Raw genomic sequence first — 18,813 nt, 5'->3', positions numbered from 1 at the left:
CTAGTGTCGTGAGTTCGAGGTTGTTTGATGTTTGCCGGGGATCCAGATCGTTCCTGGCGAGGCGGAGGGAATCCCTCATACCGGGTCGTATTCGGGTTTCCCGACAACGCGGCCAGGGGCGATCTGGGCCCCGGCAAACGCCAACGTTCCTCGGACTCACGACACTAGAGTCGCCGATGTGGAGCTTGGGAGTGAGATGACCGAAGACGCGCCCGCCCGGCAGTCGGTGCAGGCGATCGACCGCGCGGTCGCGATCATGTCGGTGTTCTCCCGCGCCCGGCCGGTCGCCGGGGTGTCGGAGATCGCGACGCTCACCTCGCTGTCCCGCAGCACCGTGCACCGGATCCTCGCGAGCCTCGCCAACCACGGCCTGGTCACCCAACTGCCGCGCAGCACCGACTACAGCCTCGGACCGCGGCTGATCGGGCTCGCCGAGACCGCGCGGCAGCGGCTGTCGATGGAGCTGCAGGCAGAGCCGGCGATGACCGCGCTCCGCGACGTCACCGGCGAGACCGTCGCGCTGCACATCCTCGACGCCACCCCGGCGCGGCGGACACTCGCGCAGGTGGAGAGCGTGCACGCGCTGCGCCGCACCTACACCGACATCGGCGCCCCGCTGGCGCCGCACCAGGGCGCGCCCGGCAAGGTGCTGCTGGCCTTCGCCGACGAGGTGCTGCAGGAGCGGGTGCTCCGCGACGACCTCCGCTCGGCGGTCACCCTGTCCAAGATCGACGTCGACGCGCTGCGGGCTGAGCTCGCGGAGATCCGCGCGAAGGGCTACGCGCTCTCCCTGGAGGAGCGGGTGCCCGGCGTGGTCGGCGTCGCGGTGCCGGTGCGCGACCACACCGGGGTCGTGGTCGCGGCGCTGTCGGTGAGCGTGCCGGCGCTGCGGGCGGGCGTCGCGGAGCTGGAGGCCATCGCGCCGCGCGCGAAGGAGGCCGCCGACGAGCTGTCCGCGCAGCTGGGCTACCGGCCGGACTGAGCGGCGGACGCGGCCCAGGGCTCGTCGGGCCAGAACGGCCACTCCTCGAACGACGCGCAGCGGCCGTCCCCGGCGAAGCGGACGAGCCAGAGGTCCCGGTACTCCTGCGTCACCGGGTCGCCGTAGGTCACGACCAGCTTGGCCACGCCGGTGTCACCCTCGACCGCGACGATCTCCGCGGCCATCGTGAACACCTCGGCCGGGCCGTCCCGCTCCTGGTCCCAGTCGGCCTCGATCGCGGGCAGCCCGACGATCGGCTCGTCGTAGGGCGAGTGCCGGTAGCGGGCGTCCTCGGTGAACAACGCGCGGAGGTGGTCGGTGCCCGCGGTGCGCCAGGACCGTTCGTACGCCTCGATCCACGCGGCGAAGGCCGCTCGGTCGGTCGCCATGCGACCCATTATTCGGGGAAGGTCGTGGCGCAGCGCAGCGCCGCCGCGTCCGCGGTGTCCGGGCGCAGCGCGTTGAGCGCGGCGACGATCTTCTTCTCCTCGTAGACCAGGTGGGTCTCCAGCAGCGCCGCCAGCGTGTCGACCTCCTGCCGGATGTCGTCGCGGTCGGTGTCGCCGTCGAGGAGGGCGGTGAGCCTCCGCATCGCGCCGGCGACCAGCTCGTGGTCCCGCGACAGCTCATCGAGAACCGGCCCGAGCTCGGGAAACTCCCTGGCCAGAACCGGAAAGGCGGCGCTGTCCTCGGCCTCGTGGTGGCGGGTGAGCACCGAGCAGAACGTAAGGCAGTGGGCCCGCAGGTCACGGGCGGGCACGTCCTCGCCGGCACGGAACCGGTCGAGCCGCTCACGCAGTCGAACATGGGTTTGCACCAACTGGTTGCCGAACGCGGTCACCCGGTCGTACGGTTCGGCCGCTGTCCCCACCAAGTAATCGTAAGGTTCTCCCCCCTCGAGTGCTCCTACCGGGAGCAAGCCGCCGTCAGATACCGGACCGGAGGTTCCCGAACCGTGCGCAGGACCCGCTGGTGAGCGAGCTCACCGAGCCCACCGACGCCGAGCTCGTCGCCGGTGTGCTGGCGGGTGACCGGGAGGCGTTCGCGGCTGTGTACGACCGCTACGCCGATCGGCTGCACGACTTCTGCTGGTCCGTGCTCCGCGACCGCGACGAAGCCGCGGACGCCGTGCAGGACACCTTCGTTCTCGTCGCGCAGCGGCTTGCCCAGCTGAACGACCCCGACCGGCTCCGGCCCTGGCTGTACGCCGTCGCGCGAAGCGTGGCGCTGCGCAAGGTCCGGGCGCGGCAACGGGTCGTGCTCGACGAGGTGGGAGACATGGCGGACACCGATCCGGGACCGGACCGGGCGGCCGAGCAGGTGGCACTGCGCGAACTCGTGTGGAGTGCCGCCGCCGGGCTGTCCGAACGGGACAGAGCGTTACTCGACCTGCACGTGCGGCAAGGGCTCGACGGTGCGGAGCTGGGCGAGGCGATGGGCGTGAGCGCCAACCACGCCTACGTGCTCCTCTCCCGGCTGCGCGACCAGGTCGAGCGGTCGCTGGGCGCGTTGCTGATCGCGCGGCAGGGCCGCAAGGACTGCACCGGGCTGGACGCGCTGCTGTCCGACTGGGACGGTCGGTACTCGCCACTGATGCGCAAGCGGGTGGCCCGGCACGTCGACTCCTGCGAGGTCTGCTCGGACCGGCGGCGGATCATGGTCAGCCCGTTCGCGCTGCTCGCCGCCGTGCCGCTGCTGCCCGCCCCGGTGTGGTTGCGCGACCAGGTCATGGACGAGGTCCAGCTCGCCGCCTACGAGCCACCCACCGCCGGTGGCACACCAGCCGTGGCACCGCTCGACGCCGGCTCCGACGACTCGGATCCCGACCCGCCCGCTCTCGCGGCGCGCCGCCGGCTGCGGGTCATCGCCGCGGCGGCCGCGGTGCTCGCGCTGCTGGTCACCGGCGGCGCGGTGGTGTACCTGCGGAACACGCCGGTGCCCGGCGAGCCGCTGGGCCTGGACCTGCCGATCGGCCTGACGACGTCGCCGACCGGGTCGAGCAGCGGCTCCCCCGGCTCGTCGTCGAGCAAGCCCCCGCCGACCACCACGACCACGACCCCGGTGCCCGACGACCCGACGACGGACTACCCCACCAACGACGACCCCACCACCGAGGACCCGGTCGACCCACCGAACCCGCCCGACCCCCCGGACCCGCCGGGCGACACGACGGCCCCGAAGTTCGGCCGCACCTCAGCCTCGCCGACCGCGATCTGGCAAGGCTTCAGCTTCTGCGACATGACGACCAGCCAGGTCGTGGCGGCGGTGACCGACAACGTCGGCGTCACCTCGGTCGTGCTGAGTTGGAGCGGGCCTGGGGAGGGCGAGACAGGCAGCCAGCCCATGTCGCAAGACGGCGACCAGTGGTTCGGAACATTGGGTCCGTTCCAGTCACCGGGGAAGGTCTCCTGGAGCATCGCGGCCAGCGATGCCGCCGGGAACCAAACCGTGACGCCCCCTGACGGGATCTCCGTGGCGTCGTGCCAAGTTGGCTGAAAGAAGTTCCGCGGAAAAGTTGTAAGGCCTTCCGGAGGTCGTGACTCCTACCGGGCGACACACCAGTCACCCAGGAGGAACACGATGAACCACCGCACGTTCACGGTCGCCGGCACGATCCTGTTCGGCGCCCTGGTGCTCGGCGCGCCGCAGGCCGCGGCCGCCCCGCCGCCGCCGATCGGCGAGGCCACCGAGATCGCCCTTCCGCCCACCCGGCCCAGGCTGCCGATCGACCCGCCGGCCACCGACGTCGTGGCGGACCCGTGCCCGGACTCCTGCGAGCCGCCCGCCGACCCGTGCGACACCGAGCCCGCGCAGTGCGAGCCTCCGGTGGACGAGCCGCCCGCCGAGGACCCGCCCACCGAGGATCCCCCGGCCGAGACCCCGCCCGCGAAGCAGCCGCCGGCCGACGAGCCGAGCGCGACACCGACGCCGCAGGCCAAACCGGTCGGCCGGCCCGAGCCCGCGCCGGAGGGCGTGCCGACGCCCAACCGCATCGAGACCGGAGCCGGCCCCGAGGACCCGGTGAACTGGCTGCTGGTCGCGGTGCCGGCCCTGGTCCTGCTCGCGCTGGCCGGCGCCGGCGGCTACTACTGGATCTCGCGCACGGACCGGAGCGGGTCGTGAACGTCGCCCGCACGGCGGTGCTCACCGCAGCCGCGGCACTCGCGGTCGGCGCCGCCGTGATCCTCGGCGCGCAGGTCGACGAGCTCGCCGCCGCCCCGTCGGAGTCCACATCGGACGCCCCGGTCTCGACCCCGTCGAACGACCCCGGCGCGCCGGTCCGGGTGACGATCCCGGCGATCGGCGTCGACGCGAAGCTCGTCTCCGTCGGGCTGAAGGCCGACGGCGCGATGCAGACGCCGAAGTTCGGGCTCGCCGCCTGGTACCAGCAGGGCCCGCGCCCAGGTGAGCCCGGGCCGGCCGTGCTGGTGGCCCATGTGGACTCGAAGGCCGACGGACCGGACGTGTTCTACCGGCTGCAGGAGCTCGAGCCGGGCGACCGGATCACCGTGCACTACCGCGACAGCAGCAAGACCTTCGCCGTCACCGGCACGGAGCAGGCGGCCAAGTCCGCGCTGCCCACCACCAGGATCTGGAGCTCCACATCGGACCCGGTGCTCCGCCTGATCACCTGCGGCGGCGCGTTCGACCGCGTGGCCCGCAGCTATCTCGACAACGTCATCGTCTACGCCGACCGACTCGTCTGAATTGGGGAGACAGCAATGTTGGCAACCACCACCCGCACCCAGGTCCTCGCCCGCGCGACCGATCCGATCCTGCAGAACGGCGTGCAGATGGCGCTGCGCACGCGCGCGGAGCTCTGGCTCGTCGACGAGGACGCGGACCCGTCCCGGACTGTCGCGCTGGTCGCGGCGGACCGGTTCGACGAGCGGACCGCGTCGCTGCTGAAGGCGTTACAGGGGCGGGGTTTCACCCGCATCGTGCTCGTGGCCGGGGAACTGGAGGACGCGGAGGTGCTGACCGCGGTCGAGGCGGGCGTGTGCGCGGTCGCCAGACGCGCGGAGAGCACGCCGGATGTGCTGGTGCGTCTGGTGACCGCCGCCGCGGCCGGCGAGGGCGCGCTGCCGCCGGACCTGCTGGGCCGGCTGCTCAACCGGGTCTCCCGGCTGCAGCGCCACGTGCTCGCGCCGCGCGGCCTGCAGCTGGCCGGCATCACGAACCGCGAGGGCGAGGTGCTGCGGCTCGTTGCGTCCGGCATGTCCACGAAGGAGATCGCGGACAAGCTGTGCTACTCCCAGCGCACGGTCAAGAGCATCCTCCACGACGTGACGAACCGGTTCCAGCTCAAGAACCGCGCCCACGCGGTGGCCTACGCCCTGCGTGAGGGCCTGATCTGAGCTCCGCCGGGCGCCACCTCATCCGGGGCGGCGCCCGGCGGAGGACCGAGGTCACAGCCCCACTTCGCGAGTCGTCCGGGAGACTGGGGCAATGAGTGACGCATTCGTCTACGACGCGGTCCGTACTCCGTTCGGCCGGTTCGACGGCGCGCTGGCGAAGGTCCGCCCGGACGACCTCGCCGCCACCGTGCTGCGCGCGATCGCCGACCGCTCCCCCGGGCTCGACCCCGCGGCCGTCGACGAGGTCGTGCTCGGCAACGCCAACGGCGCCGGTGAGGACAACCGCAACGTCGGCCGCATGGCGGTGCTGCTCGCCGGCTACCCGGTGACGGTGCCCGGCAGCACCGTCAACCGGCTGTGCGGGTCGAGCCTGGACGCCGCGATGTCCGCCTCCCGAGCCATCGAGTGCGGCGACGCCGACATCGTGGTCACCGGCGGCGTCGAGTCGATGACGCGCGCGCCGTGGGTGCTGCCCAAGCCGGACCGCGCGTTCCCGGCGCGCGACGTCACCGCCGTGTCGACCACGCTGGGGTGGCGGCTGGTGAACCCGGCGATGCCGAAGGAGTGGACGGTCTCGCTCGGCGAGTCGAACGAGCAGCTCCAGGAGGAGTTCGGCATCTCGCGGGAGCGGCAGGACGAGTTCGCGGTGCGGTCACACCGGCTAGCGCACGCGGCGTGGGAGGCAGGGTTCTACGACGATCTCACCGTGCCGGTGGCGGACCTCACCCGCGACGAGGGCATCCGGGCGGACACCGATGTGGCGAAGCTCGCGAAGCTCAAGACGTCGTTCCGCCCCGACGGAACGATCACCGCCGGCAACGCGTCGCCGCTGAACGACGGCGCGTCGGCGGTGCTGCTGGGCTCGGCGGCCGCCCCGCTCGGCCGCCCGCCGCTCGCGCGGATCGCCGGCCGCGGCGCGAGTGCCCTGGCGCCGCAGCGGTTCGGCTACGCGCCGGTCGAGGCGGCGAACAAGGCGCTGGCGCGGGCCGGCATCGGTTGGTCGGACGTCGCCGCGGTCGAGCTGAACGAGGCGTTCGCGGTGCAGTCGCTGGCGTGCCTGGACACCTGGAAGGTCGACCCGGAAATCGTCAACACCCGCGGCGGCGCGATCGCGATCGGCCACCCGCTTGGCGCGTCGGGCGGCCGCATCCTGGGCACGTTGGCGAAGGTCCTGCGCGAGAGCCGCCACCGCTGGGGCGTGGCCGCCATCTGCATCGGCGTGGGCCAGGGGTTGGCGGTGGTGCTGGAGAACGTCAGCTGACGGGCGGGTCAGCGGAGGCGGACCGACAGGCAGGTCACACAACCCTCGAGCTGTCGGCTGCTGGCTGCACTACTCCCTCCCACATCAGGACCCGTCGCCGAACCTGGGACACTGGCGACCGGAGAAGGAGGAAGCAAGGTTGAGCAACACTGACGAGGTGCCTGGGCTGATCGGGCAAGTCGCAGCCGCCGTGTCGGATGCGATCGGACGGGAACTGCCCGCGCAGGCTGACGCTGATCCGGTCGTGCGGCCGTCCGAGCACGCGGACTTCCAGTCAAACGCGGCGCTCGCGCTGGCCAAACGCGCCCGGACCAAGCCCGCTGACCTGGCCGCCCGCATCGCCGCCGCGCTGCACAACGCGACCGGCACCCCCATCACCGAAGCCGTGGCCTCCGGTCCCGGGTTCCTCAACCTGACCCTCGCCGACACCGCGATCTGGCGACAGGTCGCCGGGCGCCTGGCGCACGCTCGCCTCGGTGTCGGGCTCACCCAGTCCGGGCGGCGCACGGTGATCGACTACTCGGCCCCGAACATCGCCAAGGAGATGCACGTCGGGCACCTACGCACCACGATCATCGGTGACTGCCTGGCTCGAGTGCTCGGCTTCCTCGGCGCCGAGGTGATCCGGCAGAATCACCTCGGCGACTGGGGCACCCAGTTCGGCATGCTCATCCAGTACCTCGACGAGCACCCCGAGGCGCACTGGCACCACGACGACCTCGCCGCCGGCACCTCCACCGTGTCCGCTCTGGACGGGCTGTACCGGGCCGCCCGCGCCGTCTTCGACGCCGACTCCGCCTTCGCCGACCGCGCCCGCGCCCGCGTGGTCGCCCTCCAGGCCGGCGACGCGGCCACCGTGGCGCGGTGGCGCGGGATCGTCGCCGAGTCCGAACTGGCCTTCCGGGAAATCTACGACCGGCTCGGCGTGCTACTCACGCCGGAGGACTCGGCTGGCGAGTCGTTCTACAACCCCCAACTAGCCGGGGTGGTCGACGAGCTCACCGCAAGTGGTGTGGTGGTGGAAAGCGACGGCGCCCTGGTGTTCTTCTCAGCCGAGGTCACCGGCCCAGATGGCGACCCGGTGACCCTCATGGTCCGTAAGACCGACGGGGGGTACGGCTACGACACCACCGACCTGGCCACGATCCGCTACCGCACCCGCGACCTCAAGGCCGATCGCATCCTCTACGTGGTCGACGCCCGCCAAGCCCTGCACTTCCGGCTCATCTTCGAGGCCGCCCGCCGCGCCGGCTGGCTGACCGACGACATCGACGTCACGCACGTCGCGTTCGGAACCGTGCTCGGCCCGGACGGACGGCCGTTCAAGACCCGCGAAGGCGGCACGGTCAAGCTCATGGACCTGCTCGACGCCGCCGTCGACCGCGCCGCAGCGATCGTCACCGACAAGAACCCGGACCTTGACCGGGACACGGTGGACCGGATCGCCGAACAGGCAGGGATCGGCGCGGTCAAGTACGCCGACCTGTCCGCATCCCGCACCAAGGACTACGCCTTCGACGTCGAGCACATGGTCTCCTTCACCGGCAACACCGGCGTCTACCTCCAGTACGCCCACACCCGGATCTGCTCCATCCTCCGCAAGGCGGGTGACACCACACCCGACCTCAACCCAACACTGCCGCTGCACCCAGCCGAGCGAGCACTGGCGCTGGTGCTGGACGCCTTCGCCACAACCCTGACCGACGTCGCCGCCACGCTGGAACCCCACCGGCTGTGCGGCTACCTGTTCGATCTGGCCAAAGCATTCACAGACTTCTACGAAGCCTGCCCCGTCCTCGCCGCCGACCCAGCCGAACGCGGCAACCGCCTCGCGCTCTGCCGCCTCACCGCACACACCCTCCGCACCGGGCTCGGGCTCCTCGGCATCGCCGCACCAGAACGGATGTAGACGAACCAACCTGCTCAATCCTTCGGGAACAGCGGGTCCGCCACGTTCTCGGACCGCATAGGCACTATCGGTGCCGCTCAGGCATGATCCCCGACCGCCGCGAACGCACCTGCCCCCGCGCGGTCAAACGCGCCCGCCACAACAGTTACCGCGTCAAGAAACCCGACGAGCCGGCCAGCACCCGCCACCACCAGCCAGCCACGATCAGACTCCACACCATGAACCCCAGAGCAGCATGATCAACTTAGGCTACGTGGCATTGCGGCCCGCATCCGCCTCGGTGGCAGCGGCCACTCGCTGTTGATGCGCCTGGGTTTCGGCGGCGATGCGCTCTTGCAGGGCGTAAGCGCGGGCGACGTCGGCCTGGTCCCGGTCCTTCTGTTTGAGAGCGATCTCTGCGGGTGCGTTGCCGGCGGGCAGCCAGCAATAGCGCGGGCCGCGGACGGCGACGGCCACGATATACTGTCTTTGACCTGCGGAAACGCCAACTGGCTAAGCGGGCACGTGCCGAGCTAGTAGGTTGTCGACTCTCGGCGTGGGGCCGCCCACCGTGTGGGATGTCCGGGTCGGCAGAGGGAGTGGGATGTCTAGGTACATGCTGTTGCTGTACGCGGCGGACGGGGACGAGGCGGAGCGGGATCGCCGCTGGGCCGAGATGCCCGAGTGGGACGAGGTCACCCACAACATGCGCGAGGCGGCGGCCCTGGTTTCCAATGCCGCGCTGAGCTCGGTGGACAGTGCGACGACCGTGCGGGTACGGCACGGCGAGATGGAGCTCACGGACGGGCCGTTCGCGGTGACCAAGGAGATTCTCGCCGGGTATTACCTGGTTGAGTGTGCCGACCTCGACGAGGCGCTGCGGTTGGCGGCCCGTTTGCCGATGGCCCGGTACGGTTCGGTGGAGGTGCGGCCGGTGATGACGCCCGACGACGTGCCCCCTTTGGATCCGTTGGCATGATCGACCCGGCCGAGGCGATCTCCCGGACGTTCCGTGAGGAGGGCGCGGCTGTGGTGGCCATGCTGGTTCGCCAGCTCGGTAACCCTGTGCTGGCCGAAGATGCGGCACAGGACGCGTTCGCCGACGCGGTGACCGCGTGGCGACGCGACGGCGTGCCCGCGAACCCGGCCGCGTGGATCTCCGTGGCGGCGCGCCGTCGGGCGATCGACCGGTTGCGCCGCGACCGTTCCCAGGCCGGCCGTACCGCGCAGCTGGCCGAGCTGGCCCGCCTGAACGCGCAGGAGCACCCGAGAGCGGCAGCTGCGCCCGCGGTGGACGACGACAGGTTGCGGTTGATCTTCACGTGCTGCCATCCGGCGCTGGCCATGCCGGCGCGGGTAGCGCTGACCCTGCGTGCCGTCGGCGGTTTGACGACCGGGGAGATCGCCAGGGCGTTCCTCGTCTCCGAAGCGACGATGGGCAAGCGGATCGTCCGCGCCAAACGCAAGATCGCCGAGGCGCGGATCCCGTACCGGATTCCCGACCGGACCGAGCTGCCCGACCGGCTGCGCGGCGTCCTGCGTGTCGTCTACCTGATCTTCAACGAGGGGTACGGGGCGAGCGAGGGCGACCGTCTGATCCGAGCCGAGCTGTGTCAGGAAGCGCTTCGCCTCGGCCGAATGCTGGCCGAGCTGCTGCCGGGCGAGGCAGAGGTCTGGGGCCTGCTGGCGTTGATGCTGCTGCACGACGCGCGCAGCGGGGCGCGAGTCGACGCCGACGGACGCTTCGTCGCGCTCGACGCGCAGGACCGGCGTCGGTGGGACGGCGGCCGGATCTCCGAAGGGCTGCGCGCCCTGAATCGGGCGTCCCGCCTGGAACGGATCGGCGAGTACCAGGTCCAGGCGGCGATCACGCTCTGCCACATGTGCGCGGCCGACGCTGCCGCGGTCGACTGGCCGGCGATCGCGGGCTTGTACCACGCGCTGGCAGTCCTCAACCCGTCTCCGGTCGTGATGGTCAACCGGGCTGCCGCCGTCGGTTTCGCGGAGGGCACCGAGGAAGGGCTGCGGCTCCTGCGACCGCTTCTGGAGGACGACGCCCTCAGGACCTACCAGCCGCTGCACGCGACCCACGCGGACCTGCTCTGCCGTGCCGGTGACCGCGACGGTGCGGTCGCCGCGTACGGGCGGGCGATCGCGCTGAGCGGCAACCCGGTCGAGCGGGACGAGTTGGTCCGCCGCCGGGATTCGCTGGACGGCTGATGTCCAAGTCGCGGGGGTCTTGCGTCGGTACCTGTGAGGCCGCCAAAAACGGGCGGCCCGGTGAGAGAGGTACCTGATGGCAAGCAGGCAGTCGGCGGCGGTCCGGGAGATGTACGTGCGCTGGGCGCAGGAGCTCACCGACCCGGACCTGGATCCCCAGCAACGCGTCGAGAACGGTGAGCACTGGGCAGACATAACCCGCGAGCCGCGCGGGGTGGACTACAGCGAGACCGACGAGCCCGGCCGACCGGCGATGTGGATCACGCCGAAGTCCGCCGCGCCCGATCGCGTGATCTTGGGGCTGCACGGCGGCGGTTTCGTCGGTGGATCGCTGTACACGCACCGCAAGCTGTTCGGCCACCTCGCGAAGGCGGTCGGCGCCAAGGCGTTGCTCGTGCACTACCGGCTCAATCCGGAATATCACCACCCGGCGCCGCTGCACGACGCCGTCAGCACCTACCGGTGGCTCCTCGAACAGGGGTACGCCGCAGAGCACATCGCGTTGTCGGGCGACTCGTCCGGCGGCGGCCTGTGTGTCACCGCTGTGCTCCGTGCCAGGGAGCTGGATCTGCCGCTGCCGGCCGCGCTGTTGCTCATGTCGCCGTGGGTCGACATGGAACTGACGAGCGAGACGCTGGAAGCGAACCGGGAGAAGGATCCGTACTTCCGCAGGGAGTTCATCCAACCGCTGGTCGACCTGCACCTCAGCGACGGGTACAGCCCGAAGGACCCGCTGGTGAATCCGCTCTATGCCGATCTTGCCGGGTTCCCGCCGATGTTCGTGCAGGCCGGGGCGGACGAGACAGGCCTGGGCGACGCACAGCGGCTTGCCGAGCACGCGAAGGCCGCGGGTGTCGACGTGCGCCTGGACGTCTTCCCCGAGCAGCAGCACACGTTCCAGATGGCGGCCGGGTACGCGCCGGAGGCGGACGACGCGCTCGCCCGGTTCGCCTCATGGGCACGTCCTCGGTTGGGGCTGTGATGCGCAAGCTCATCGTGAACACGTTGGTCACCCTCGACGGCGTGTACGGCGACCCGCGGTCGTGGGCAGGCCCGTACTTCGACGAGGAGGCGGCCGAAAGCTCGCTCGCGCTGCTGCGGGACAGCGACGCGATGGTGATGGGCCGGGTCACGTACGAGTACTTCGCCGAGACCTGGCCGGCGGACACCGGCCCGTATGCCGACCGCGTGAACGGGATCCGCAAGTACGTCTTCTCGTCGACATTGACCGCGGTCGAGTGGACCAACAGCACGCTGGTGTCCGACGACCCGGTGGGGAGCGTCGCCCGGCTCAAGTCGGAGGGCGACGGGTATCTCGTGATGTACGGGTTCGGCCAACTGGCCCGAACCCTGCTCGCCCACGACCTGGTCGACGAGGTCGGCTTCTGGGTGTTTCCCCTGCTGATCGGCGACGGTGTCCCGCTGTTTCGCCTCGCACCGGCGACCCACCTGCGACTGCGCTCGGCGCAGGCCCGGTCGTCCGGGGTCGTTTCCCTGTCCTACGCACGTGCCGACCCCGCGTAGCGTCCGATACTCAGTGCTCAGGTGTCGGGCGGTGAGCCGGGCCCACCCGGCTCACCGCCCGCGCTCAGGCGGCGTGCTCGGGGCAGCTGTGGAACGCTTCGACCAGCCAGCCGTCGGACGTACGGCCGAACACCCAGGTGTCGATGAACTCGTCCGTGGGCGAGATCTCCGTCTGGCCGGCCAACAGCACCGAGCCACGGCTGATCACGATCGCCGCGTCGGTACCCACGAACCACAGCTTCGCCGGTTCGTACACGCCCCGGGCGCCGCGCAGCGGACCGGAGAACCACTCGGCGAGAGTTTTGCGCAGCGCCTCACGGCCCCAATGCGCCTGGCCCGGCGTGAGCACGGTGGCGTGCTCGGCGTAGTACGCCGCGTACGCGTCGGCGTCGCCGGCTGCCAGCGCCGCGTAGATGTCGGCCAGCACGGCTCGTATCGCGGCTTCGTCCTGTCCCGTCATGGGTTCCTCCTCTGGATGGGCCGCCGGATAGGCGACGTCAGTACTTCGACGCGGGTGCTCCGGCAAATTGGACAGGCTCTGACATCGCGGCCGCGACCAGTTTCGGGCGGTTCGACAGTCCTAGATGACTAATTCCAAGGGGTAGTTGGGCGCATGAGGCGAGGTGTCCATGATCATTGTGTGACGAACGATCTAGACACCCTCGCGACCGCACTCGCGCTGGCTCGGACTGAACGCGACAGGATCGCATCTACTGCGAGCGGCGGCTCGGCCACCCCGATGCCCCGGGGCAGGTTTTGCGGCGCGATCGGCGCCAGCCCGCTCAACGCGGCGCGTTTGGGTTCCTGGGAACGCAGCACGAACTCCTGCCAATCGGTGCTGTCGATCCAATCGCGTAGGCCTACGCGGGCACTCCTGGCAGGACGTGTGCGTGGTGCGCCACGGCGTTTCCTCCAGTGGACTGTGGTCAGGCGCCCGTTCCCGGCCGGATGACGCCGTTCTCGTAGGCGAAGACGACGACCTGGGCGCGGTCGTGCAGGTCGAGCTTGGTGAGGATGCGGCTCACGTGCACCTTGACGGTGGCCTGGGTGATGTGCAGCCGCTGCGCGATCTCGCCGTTGGAGCGGGCCCTGGCCAGCTCACCGAGGACTTCGCGTTCCCGCGTGGTGAGCTGGTCGAGACGATCGTCGATCGAGGCACGACCGGCCGGGAGGTGATGGGCGAATGCCTCGATCAGGCGGCGGGTGACGCCGGGAGCGACTGCGGCGTCGCCGCAGGCGACGGTGCGGATGCCGGCCACCAGGTCCTCCGGCATGGCGTCCTTCAGCAGGAACCCGCTCGCGCCTGCGCGCAGCGCGGCGAAAACGTACTCGTCGAGGTCGAACGTGGTCAGCACCAGAATCCGCGTGGCGGAACCGGATTCGACGATCCACCTCGTCGCCTCGATGCCGTCCATCGTGGGCATGCGCACGTCCATCAGCACGACGTCTGGCCGCAGCGCCCTGGTCATACTGATGGCGTACGCCCCGTCGCCGGCCTCGCCGACCACGTCGAGATCGGGCTGCTGGTCCAGCATGGCCCGGAATCCCAGCCGCACCAGCGACTGGTCGTCCACGAGCAGCACCCGGATGCTCATCCGGCCGACTCGCCGAAGGACAGGCACGCGTGCACCCGCCAGCCGCGGCCGGGAGCGGGCCCGGCCTCCACCCGGCCGCCGTAGGGCGCGGCCCGCTCGATCATCCCGGTCAGGCCGTGTCCGGCGCCGGGAGACGCAGCGGCCGGCCGGTCGCCGCCGTCGTCGACGATCTCCACATCGGCGGCAGTTTCCGCGCAGCGCAGCCGGACCTCGGCCCTGGCGTGCGGTCCGGCGTGCTTGATGGTGTTGGTGAGCGCCTCCTGGACGATCCGGTAGATCGCGAGCTCGGCCCCAGGCCCCCAGCAGCCCGGTGTGCCGGTCCGGGTCAGGGTCAGGTCCAGCCCGGCCCCGCGCACCTGCCCGACCAGCTCCTCGAGATCGTGCAGACCCGGCTGCGGCACGGGCGGCTGATCGTCGGCTTCGGACAGACGTAGGGTGCCGATCAGGCGGCGGATGTCGGTCAGCGCCTGCCGCGCGGTCGTCGACGTCGTGCGCATCAGGTGGACGCCGCGCCCGGGATCGGCGGGTGTCATGGCCACGGCGCCGTCGGCCAGCGTCACGATGACGGCCAGGCTGTGCGCCACGATGTCGTGCATCTCGCGGGCGATCCGCTCCCGCTCGAGGGCACGAGCGCGCTCCTCGAACTCGGCGAGATAGGCCAGGCGGGTCTGGATGTTCGTGCCGAGCAGGACGGCGACGGCGAACCCGGCCACCAGGGCCAGCGCGTCCGACAGAGGTCCCCCGTTGCCTACCCACCCGGCGACGAACGCGACCACCGGCACAACCAGCGGCCACAGCTCACGCCGCGGCCGGTGTCGCGCGACGGTGTAGCCGGCGACCGTCGGTACGATCAGCAGGGCCGGCCCGGCGGCACCGAGGCTCACCGCTGTGAACGCGATCACCACCACGATCCAGAACACGGCCGCCGGCCAGCGCCGCCGCCACACCAGCGGCAGGTGCAGCGCCGCGAGCCACACCCACCCCCACGTCGGGACGGTGCCGAGCTCGGCCGTCACGCGCGCAAGCAGCGCGGCCAGCGCCGCAGCGAGCACCGCGTCCGCGAGCATCGGGTGGCGCGCGACGGCGGCCCGGATTGTCCGCATGAGCGTCAGCGTACGGACACCCTTACGAGACATGACGCGCGACGAAGTCCGTGATGTGCCGGACGGCCAGGTGCGCCTCCATGATCTCCTCGACGACCGACATCCAGACGTGCGTCATGCCCGGCCAGACCTCGAGCTGTACCGGCACGGCTGCGTCGCGCAGCCGGTCGGCCATCCGGATCGAGTCGCTCGCCAGCACCTCCTGGCTGCCGCCATCAGCAGGGTCGGGGGAAGCCCGTGAACCTCCGCGTAGAGCGGGGAGGCCAGCGGGTCGCGCGGATCGGTCGCGCCCAGGTAGCTGCGTACCGAGAAGGCCACGTCCGCGGGGCCCAGCACGGCGTCGCTGGCCGCCTTGGTCCGGTGGGTCGCGCCGCTCAGCGTAAAGTCGGTGGCCGGGGACAGCGCGACCAAGGCGGCCGGCAGCTCGTCCCCGCTGTCGCGTAAGGACAGTGCGGTGGACAGCGTGACCGTGGCGCCCGCGGAGTCCCCGGCGATCACCATCCGGGAGGCCGCGATTCCCTGCCCGCGAAGCCACCGGTAGGCCCGCACGGAATCCTCCACCTGCGCGGGGAACGGGTGCTCCGGCGCGAGCCGGTAGTTGGGCACGAATGCGCAACCACCACTCGCCCGTGACAGGGCGGCCGCCAACCGGCGACCGCCGTTGCCCAGCGGCAGCACGAAACCGCCGCCGTGCAGGTACAGCACCGCGCGATCCGCCGCCGCGCCGCCCGCGCAGATACGTTCGGCCGGGACGCCGCCCATGTCGACGCTCTCCAGTGTGGCACCCGGCGGTGTCTCCACCCGGGCATGGTGGTCGTCCTGCCGCTGTGCCAGCAGCTCCTCGCGGCTGGTCGGCGGCATGTCGGCAATGGCCAGCATGAGCAGGTAGATGGCGGAGCCGCCGACGCTCGGTACCGACGGGACGCCGTCGCCGGCCGGTACCGGCGTGCCGGCCGTGGTCACCGCGACCTGCGCCAGCACGGCGACGACGCCAAGCAGCGCTACGGCCAGCCGGGGTCGATCGCCGTCTAAAGTGGACCCGATACGGACCAGCCAGAACAACCACATGGGGAAGCCGAGCAGCGCGAGGACGGTCACGATCGCCGAGGCGACGTAGTAGCCGTCGACCGCCGGTAGGGCCGCGTCGACCGCCCACAGCACCGAACGCCCGACGGTCAGCACCAACCCCAGCGCACCGAGTACCCCGGTGACGCGAGCGCGACCGAGCCGCCGCACCAGCCCCACCGTCCAGCCGGCCAGCGCGAGCGGTGCGACGATCGTGAAGCACCCAAACGCGATGCCGGCGACCGGCCGCACGCCGGCCGAGCCGCCGTTGGCCCACAACGGCACCAGGACCAACCCCAGCAGCGCGCTCGCCACCCAGGACAGGCCACCCACCAAGCCGAGAACGGTTACCAGTCGCCGCTTCGGGGTGAACGCTCGGGCCAGCGCCACCAGCCCGGCACCGGCGGCCAGCAGGCCGAGCAAGCTCGCCAGCGACGCGACGGTGCGGGCGACCCCGAGCGAACCGGCCAGCGCCGGATCATCCAACAGCAATTCGGGAAAGCGCAGCGACACTGCCAAACCCAGGCTGCTCATCGCGGACAGTCCGGCGACGAGGAACAACCGACTCCGAGTCGTGATCATGAGAGCAAGGGTAGAAACCGAGCGTGGCATGGACATCCGGCTCGCGGCTAACGCGGACGCGCCGGTGGTACATCTCCGGTAGTACGGCGATGAGGTGGGTCGGTACCACCTCTATTTCTGGACTGCCGGCCACCATCAACACAACCCACCGAACTCGGCGACGCGCTCACCGGCGGCCGCCGACCTCGTCACCGAGCTTCGGGCGCGGCACCGGACACTGGTCTGAGGCGGACCGACAAGCACGTCACGCAGCCCTCCAGCTTCTCGAACTCGCTGATGTCGACGGCGACCGGATCGAGGCCCATCGACGCGAGCAACGCCGCCGTGGCCGGCGCGGAGGCCGCCATCAACACCCGGTCCCCGCCCAGCAGCACGACATGCGAGCCGGCCTCCTCCGGCACCGCGCGGAAGCCCGCGAACACCGACGGGTCGTCGACCAGTGGCGGGTAGCCGATCACGCTCCCGTCCGGCAGTGCGGTCACGGCGGACTTCAGGTGCAGCACCTTCGTCACCGGCACCGGGACGACCGTCGCGGCCAGCAGGGACGCGAGCTGGCGGATGCCATCGTCGTTGGTGCGGCCGCCGCGTCCCACATAGACGGTCGAGCCGATCTTCAGCACGTCCCCGCCGTCGAGGGTGCCCGGCGCCACGATGTGCGCGACCCGGTAGCCGGCCGCCCGCACCGCGGTCTCCACCCCGGTCGCCTCCGGCCGCCGGGCGGGCGCGCCGGAGCGGGCGATCACCGCCAGATCTCGGTACACCACAACGGGATCCTCGACGAACACCGAGTCGGGGCAGTCGTCGGCGGGTGGCACCTCGACGACCTCCCAGCCCGCGTCCGCCAGCGCGACGACGTAACGCTGCCACTGCGCGGCGGCGAGCTCGACGTCCACCGGCCGGCGGTCGATGTGGGAGACCAGCCCCTGGGCCAGCCGCGGGCTCGGGCGGCGGACCAACGCGCGATTCGTCACGCCGCCAGTGTGTCAGCGCCGCCGGTCCGCGCGCGGGACGCCGCTCACCGCGTCACCCGCAGCGTGGCGAGTCGCCAGGTGCCCGGGTCGGGGGCGCGCTCGGCGTCCACCAAGGACAGTCCCGGGAAGCGGCGGAGCAACGTGATGAGCGCGACCTCGGTCTGCACCCGGGCCAGCGACGCGCCGAGGCAGAAGTGTGGCCCGTGCCCGAACCCGAGGTGGCCCGACGGCGCCGCGGACCGGCCGAGGTCGAGCTCGTCGGGGTCGGTGAAGGCGCGCGGGTCGCGGTTGACCGACGCCACCACCGCGGTGACCGGCTCGCCCTTGCGCACCCGCGCGCCGCACAGCTCGACGTCCTCGCGGGCGTAGCGGGGAATCGACATCATCGCCGGGCCGCACCAGCGGATCAGCTCCTCGACCGCGCGCCCGGGCGCGGCGTGGAACGCGGCGACGTGCCTCGGCTCGGCGAGCAGCAGCGCGACGGCGTTGGCGATGAGGTTGGCCGGTGTCTGGCCGGCGATCACGAGGTGCCAGACGAGCGTGACCAGCTCGGTGTCGCTCAGCCGATCGCCGTCCTCGGCCTGGACCCGGATGAGGTCGTCGAGCAGGTCGTCGCCCGGGTCGGCGCGGTGTCGGGCGACGGCGTCCTTGGCACCGGCGATGATCACGGGGATCGCGGCGGCGAAGTCCGGCCCGGAGCCTCGCGCGACCGTGCCGCCCGACTCCCGCCACCCCGGGCGGTCGGCGCGCGGGATGCCGACGAGCTCGCAGATGACGTCGATCGGCAGCGGGCGGGCGAAGTGCTCGAGGAGGTCGACGTCGCCGGCGGGCAAGTCGTCGAGCAGCGCGTCCACGAGCGGCTGGATGCGCGGCCGGAACCGCTCGGCGCGGCGCGGGGTGAACGCGGGCGCGACCAGCTTGCGGAGGCGGGCGTGGTCGGGGCCGTCCATCTCCGACATCGTGCGCATGTACGGCAGGCAGTCCTCGGGGACCTCGGGGCGCAGGAAGCTTGCCGCGTTGATCTCGAACCGCGGGTCGGCGAGCATCGCGCGCGCGTTGTCGTGCCTGGTCAGCGCCCACATGGCGCCGATGCCGGGAATGGGGATGCTGGCCAGCGGCGACGCCTCCCGGACGCGCCCGTACACGGTGAACGGGTCGCTCAGCAGCGCCGGGTCGGCAAGGTCGATCTCGGGTACGGTCATGCGTCCTCCTTTGGAGTGTTCTAATCATATGATCTCATCATCTGAATGATGTCGGTATTTTG

20 protein-coding genes are annotated in these 18,813 nt (G+C 71.3%); 11 read left to right on the top strand and 9 right to left on the bottom strand.

From position 1 onward, the window contains the following. The first annotated feature begins 196 nt into the window (after window positions 1-196). Window positions 197-982 carry an IclR family transcriptional regulator gene (locus GEV28_RS23330; RefSeq protein ID WP_291414253.1) on the top strand — a complete coding sequence of 262 codons (786 nt, stop codon included), beginning with the start codon at window positions 197-199 and terminating at the stop codon, window positions 980-982. Here GEV28_RS23330 and GEV28_RS23325 read toward each other — a convergent pair. Both GEV28_RS23325 and GEV28_RS23320 read right to left on the bottom strand, forming a co-directional pair. Beyond that, the gene (locus GEV28_RS23325; RefSeq protein ID WP_291414252.1) at window positions 967-1,371 is read right to left on the bottom strand and encodes a nuclear transport factor 2 family protein; all 405 of its coding nucleotides are present in this window, start codon (window positions 1,369-1,371) and stop codon (window positions 967-969) included. The genes GEV28_RS23330 and GEV28_RS23325 overlap by 16 nt on opposite strands. 8 nt (window positions 1,372-1,379) lie before the next feature. Next, window positions 1,380-1,853, bottom strand: a complete 474-nt coding sequence (locus GEV28_RS23320; protein ID WP_291414251.1) for a hemerythrin domain-containing protein — start codon at window positions 1,851-1,853, stop codon at window positions 1,380-1,382. A 101-nt stretch (window positions 1,854-1,954) separates the two neighbouring features. Here GEV28_RS23320 and GEV28_RS23315 point away from each other — a divergent pair, with 101 nt between their 5' ends. The 6 genes from GEV28_RS23315 to argS all read left to right on the top strand — a co-directional run bounded on the left by GEV28_RS23315 (window position 1,955) and on the right by argS (window position 8,510). Beyond that, window positions 1,955-3,478 carry a sigma-70 family RNA polymerase sigma factor gene (locus GEV28_RS23315; RefSeq protein ID WP_291414250.1) on the top strand — a complete coding sequence of 508 codons (1,524 nt, stop codon included), beginning with the start codon at window positions 1,955-1,957 and terminating at the stop codon, window positions 3,476-3,478. 84 nt (window positions 3,479-3,562) lie between these two features. Beyond that, window positions 3,563-4,105 carry a hypothetical protein gene (locus GEV28_RS23310; RefSeq protein ID WP_291414249.1) on the top strand — a complete coding sequence of 181 codons (543 nt, stop codon included), beginning with the start codon at window positions 3,563-3,565 and terminating at the stop codon, window positions 4,103-4,105. After that, window positions 4,102-4,689: a class F sortase gene (locus GEV28_RS23305; RefSeq protein ID WP_291414248.1), complete on the top strand. Its 588-nt coding sequence runs from the start codon at window positions 4,102-4,104 to the stop codon at window positions 4,687-4,689. Before GEV28_RS23310 ends, GEV28_RS23305 begins: the two co-directional genes overlap by 4 nt. Window positions 4,690-4,704: 15 nt before the next feature. Then, complete coding sequence (locus GEV28_RS23300; protein ID WP_291414247.1) at window positions 4,705-5,340, top strand: response regulator transcription factor; 636 nt, start codon at window positions 4,705-4,707, stop codon at window positions 5,338-5,340. A gap of 91 nt (window positions 5,341-5,431) precedes the next feature. Continuing rightward, entirely contained in the window at window positions 5,432-6,601 is a 1,170-nt protein-coding gene (locus GEV28_RS23295; RefSeq protein WP_291414246.1) for a thiolase family protein, read from the top strand. 139 nt (window positions 6,602-6,740) lie between these two features. Continuing rightward, complete coding sequence (gene argS / locus GEV28_RS23290) at window positions 6,741-8,510, top strand: arginine--tRNA ligase (protein ID WP_291414245.1); 1,770 nt, start codon at window positions 6,741-6,743, stop codon at window positions 8,508-8,510. Window positions 8,511-8,759: 249 nt separating this feature from the next. Here argS and GEV28_RS23285 read toward each other — a convergent pair whose 3' ends face one another. Further along, window positions 8,760-8,966 (bottom strand): hypothetical protein, encoded by a 207-nt coding sequence (locus tag GEV28_RS23285; RefSeq protein WP_291414244.1) that lies wholly within the window; start codon window positions 8,964-8,966, stop codon window positions 8,760-8,762. A gap of 127 nt (window positions 8,967-9,093) precedes the next feature. Here GEV28_RS23285 and GEV28_RS23280 point away from each other — a divergent pair, with 127 nt between their 5' ends. From GEV28_RS23280 to GEV28_RS23265, 4 genes are all read left to right on the top strand, one after another. Further along, window positions 9,094-9,468, top strand: a complete 375-nt coding sequence (locus GEV28_RS23280) for a YciI family protein (protein WP_291414243.1) — start codon at window positions 9,094-9,096, stop codon at window positions 9,466-9,468. Next, on the top strand, window positions 9,465-10,709 hold the full coding sequence (locus GEV28_RS23275; protein WP_291414242.1) for a sigma-70 family RNA polymerase sigma factor: 1,245 nt from the start codon (window positions 9,465-9,467) through the stop codon (window positions 10,707-10,709). The genes GEV28_RS23280 and GEV28_RS23275 overlap by 4 nt, the downstream gene beginning before the upstream one ends. A gap of 76 nt (window positions 10,710-10,785) precedes the next feature. Next, window positions 10,786-11,691 (top strand): alpha/beta hydrolase, encoded by a 906-nt coding sequence (locus tag GEV28_RS23270; RefSeq protein WP_291414241.1) that lies wholly within the window; start codon window positions 10,786-10,788, stop codon window positions 11,689-11,691. Beyond that, complete coding sequence (locus tag GEV28_RS23265) at window positions 11,691-12,233, top strand: dihydrofolate reductase family protein (RefSeq protein WP_291414240.1); 543 nt, start codon at window positions 11,691-11,693, stop codon at window positions 12,231-12,233. The genes GEV28_RS23270 and GEV28_RS23265 overlap by 1 nt, the downstream gene beginning before the upstream one ends. A gap of 64 nt (window positions 12,234-12,297) precedes the next feature. Here GEV28_RS23265 and GEV28_RS23260 read toward each other — a convergent pair whose 3' ends face one another. From GEV28_RS23260 to GEV28_RS23235, 6 genes are all read right to left on the bottom strand, one after another. After that, window positions 12,298-12,693 (bottom strand): SgcJ/EcaC family oxidoreductase, encoded by a 396-nt coding sequence (locus tag GEV28_RS23260; protein WP_291414239.1) that lies wholly within the window; start codon window positions 12,691-12,693, stop codon window positions 12,298-12,300. A 466-nt stretch (window positions 12,694-13,159) separates the two neighbouring features. Beyond that, a complete protein-coding gene (locus GEV28_RS23255) occupies window positions 13,160-13,828 on the bottom strand; it encodes a response regulator transcription factor (RefSeq protein WP_291414238.1) in 669 nt (222 codons plus the stop codon). Continuing rightward, window positions 13,825-14,931 carry a histidine kinase gene (locus GEV28_RS23250; RefSeq protein WP_291414237.1) on the bottom strand — a complete coding sequence of 369 codons (1,107 nt, stop codon included), beginning with the start codon at window positions 14,929-14,931 and terminating at the stop codon, window positions 13,825-13,827. Before GEV28_RS23250 ends, GEV28_RS23255 begins: the two co-directional genes overlap by 4 nt. A gap of 114 nt (window positions 14,932-15,045) precedes the next feature. Then, complete coding sequence (locus GEV28_RS23245; protein ID WP_291414236.1) at window positions 15,046-16,578, bottom strand: alpha/beta hydrolase; 1,533 nt, start codon at window positions 16,576-16,578, stop codon at window positions 15,046-15,048. Between the two features lie 188 nt (window positions 16,579-16,766). Continuing rightward, the gene (gene ddaH / locus GEV28_RS23240; RefSeq protein WP_291414235.1) at window positions 16,767-17,549 is read right to left on the bottom strand and encodes a dimethylargininase; all 783 of its coding nucleotides are present in this window, start codon (window positions 17,547-17,549) and stop codon (window positions 16,767-16,769) included. Between the two features lie 44 nt (window positions 17,550-17,593). Next, window positions 17,594-18,751 carry a cytochrome P450 gene (locus GEV28_RS23235; RefSeq protein WP_291414234.1) on the bottom strand — a complete coding sequence of 386 codons (1,158 nt, stop codon included), beginning with the start codon at window positions 18,749-18,751 and terminating at the stop codon, window positions 17,594-17,596. Window positions 18,752-18,813: the final 62 nt, after the last annotated feature.

This window comes from Actinophytocola sp., from assembly GCF_009379765.1.
Classification (GTDB): domain Bacteria; phylum Actinomycetota; class Actinomycetes; order Mycobacteriales; family Pseudonocardiaceae; genus Actinophytocola.
Note: the sequence above shows the minus strand (reverse complement) of the source record. Positions and strands in the feature narration are given on the sequence as shown.

Excerpts from the sequence above, each read along its gene's own strand:
- GEV28_RS23330 (WP_291414253.1), top strand. The coding sequence starts at position 197 with ATGACCGAAGACGCGCCCGCCCGGCAGTCGGTGCAGGCGATCGACCGC.
- GEV28_RS23325 (WP_291414252.1), bottom strand. The coding sequence starts at position 1,371 with ATGGCGACCGACCGAGCGGCCTTCGCCGCGTGGATCGAGGCGTACGAA.
- GEV28_RS23310 (WP_291414249.1), top strand. The coding sequence starts at position 3,563 with ATGAACCACCGCACGTTCACGGTCGCCGGCACGATCCTGTTCGGCGCC.
- GEV28_RS23300 (WP_291414247.1), top strand. The coding sequence starts at position 4,705 with ATGTTGGCAACCACCACCCGCACCCAGGTCCTCGCCCGCGCGACCGAT.
- GEV28_RS23295 (WP_291414246.1), top strand. The coding sequence starts at position 5,432 with ATGAGTGACGCATTCGTCTACGACGCGGTCCGTACTCCGTTCGGCCGG.
- GEV28_RS23280 (WP_291414243.1), top strand. The coding sequence starts at position 9,094 with ATGTCTAGGTACATGCTGTTGCTGTACGCGGCGGACGGGGACGAGGCG.
- GEV28_RS23275 (WP_291414242.1), top strand. The coding sequence starts at position 9,465 with ATGATCGACCCGGCCGAGGCGATCTCCCGGACGTTCCGTGAGGAGGGC.
- GEV28_RS23270 (WP_291414241.1), top strand. The coding sequence starts at position 10,786 with ATGGCAAGCAGGCAGTCGGCGGCGGTCCGGGAGATGTACGTGCGCTGG.
- GEV28_RS23265 (WP_291414240.1), top strand. The coding sequence starts at position 11,691 with ATGCGCAAGCTCATCGTGAACACGTTGGTCACCCTCGACGGCGTGTAC.
- GEV28_RS23260 (WP_291414239.1), bottom strand. The coding sequence starts at position 12,693 with ATGACGGGACAGGACGAAGCCGCGATACGAGCCGTGCTGGCCGACATC.
- GEV28_RS23255 (WP_291414238.1), bottom strand. The coding sequence starts at position 13,828 with ATGAGCATCCGGGTGCTGCTCGTGGACGACCAGTCGCTGGTGCGGCTG.
- GEV28_RS23250 (WP_291414237.1), bottom strand. The coding sequence starts at position 14,931 with ATGCGGACAATCCGGGCCGCCGTCGCGCGCCACCCGATGCTCGCGGAC.
- GEV28_RS23245 (WP_291414236.1), bottom strand. The coding sequence starts at position 16,578 with ATGATCACGACTCGGAGTCGGTTGTTCCTCGTCGCCGGACTGTCCGCG.
- GEV28_RS23235 (WP_291414234.1), bottom strand. The coding sequence starts at position 18,751 with ATGACCGTACCCGAGATCGACCTTGCCGACCCGGCGCTGCTGAGCGAC.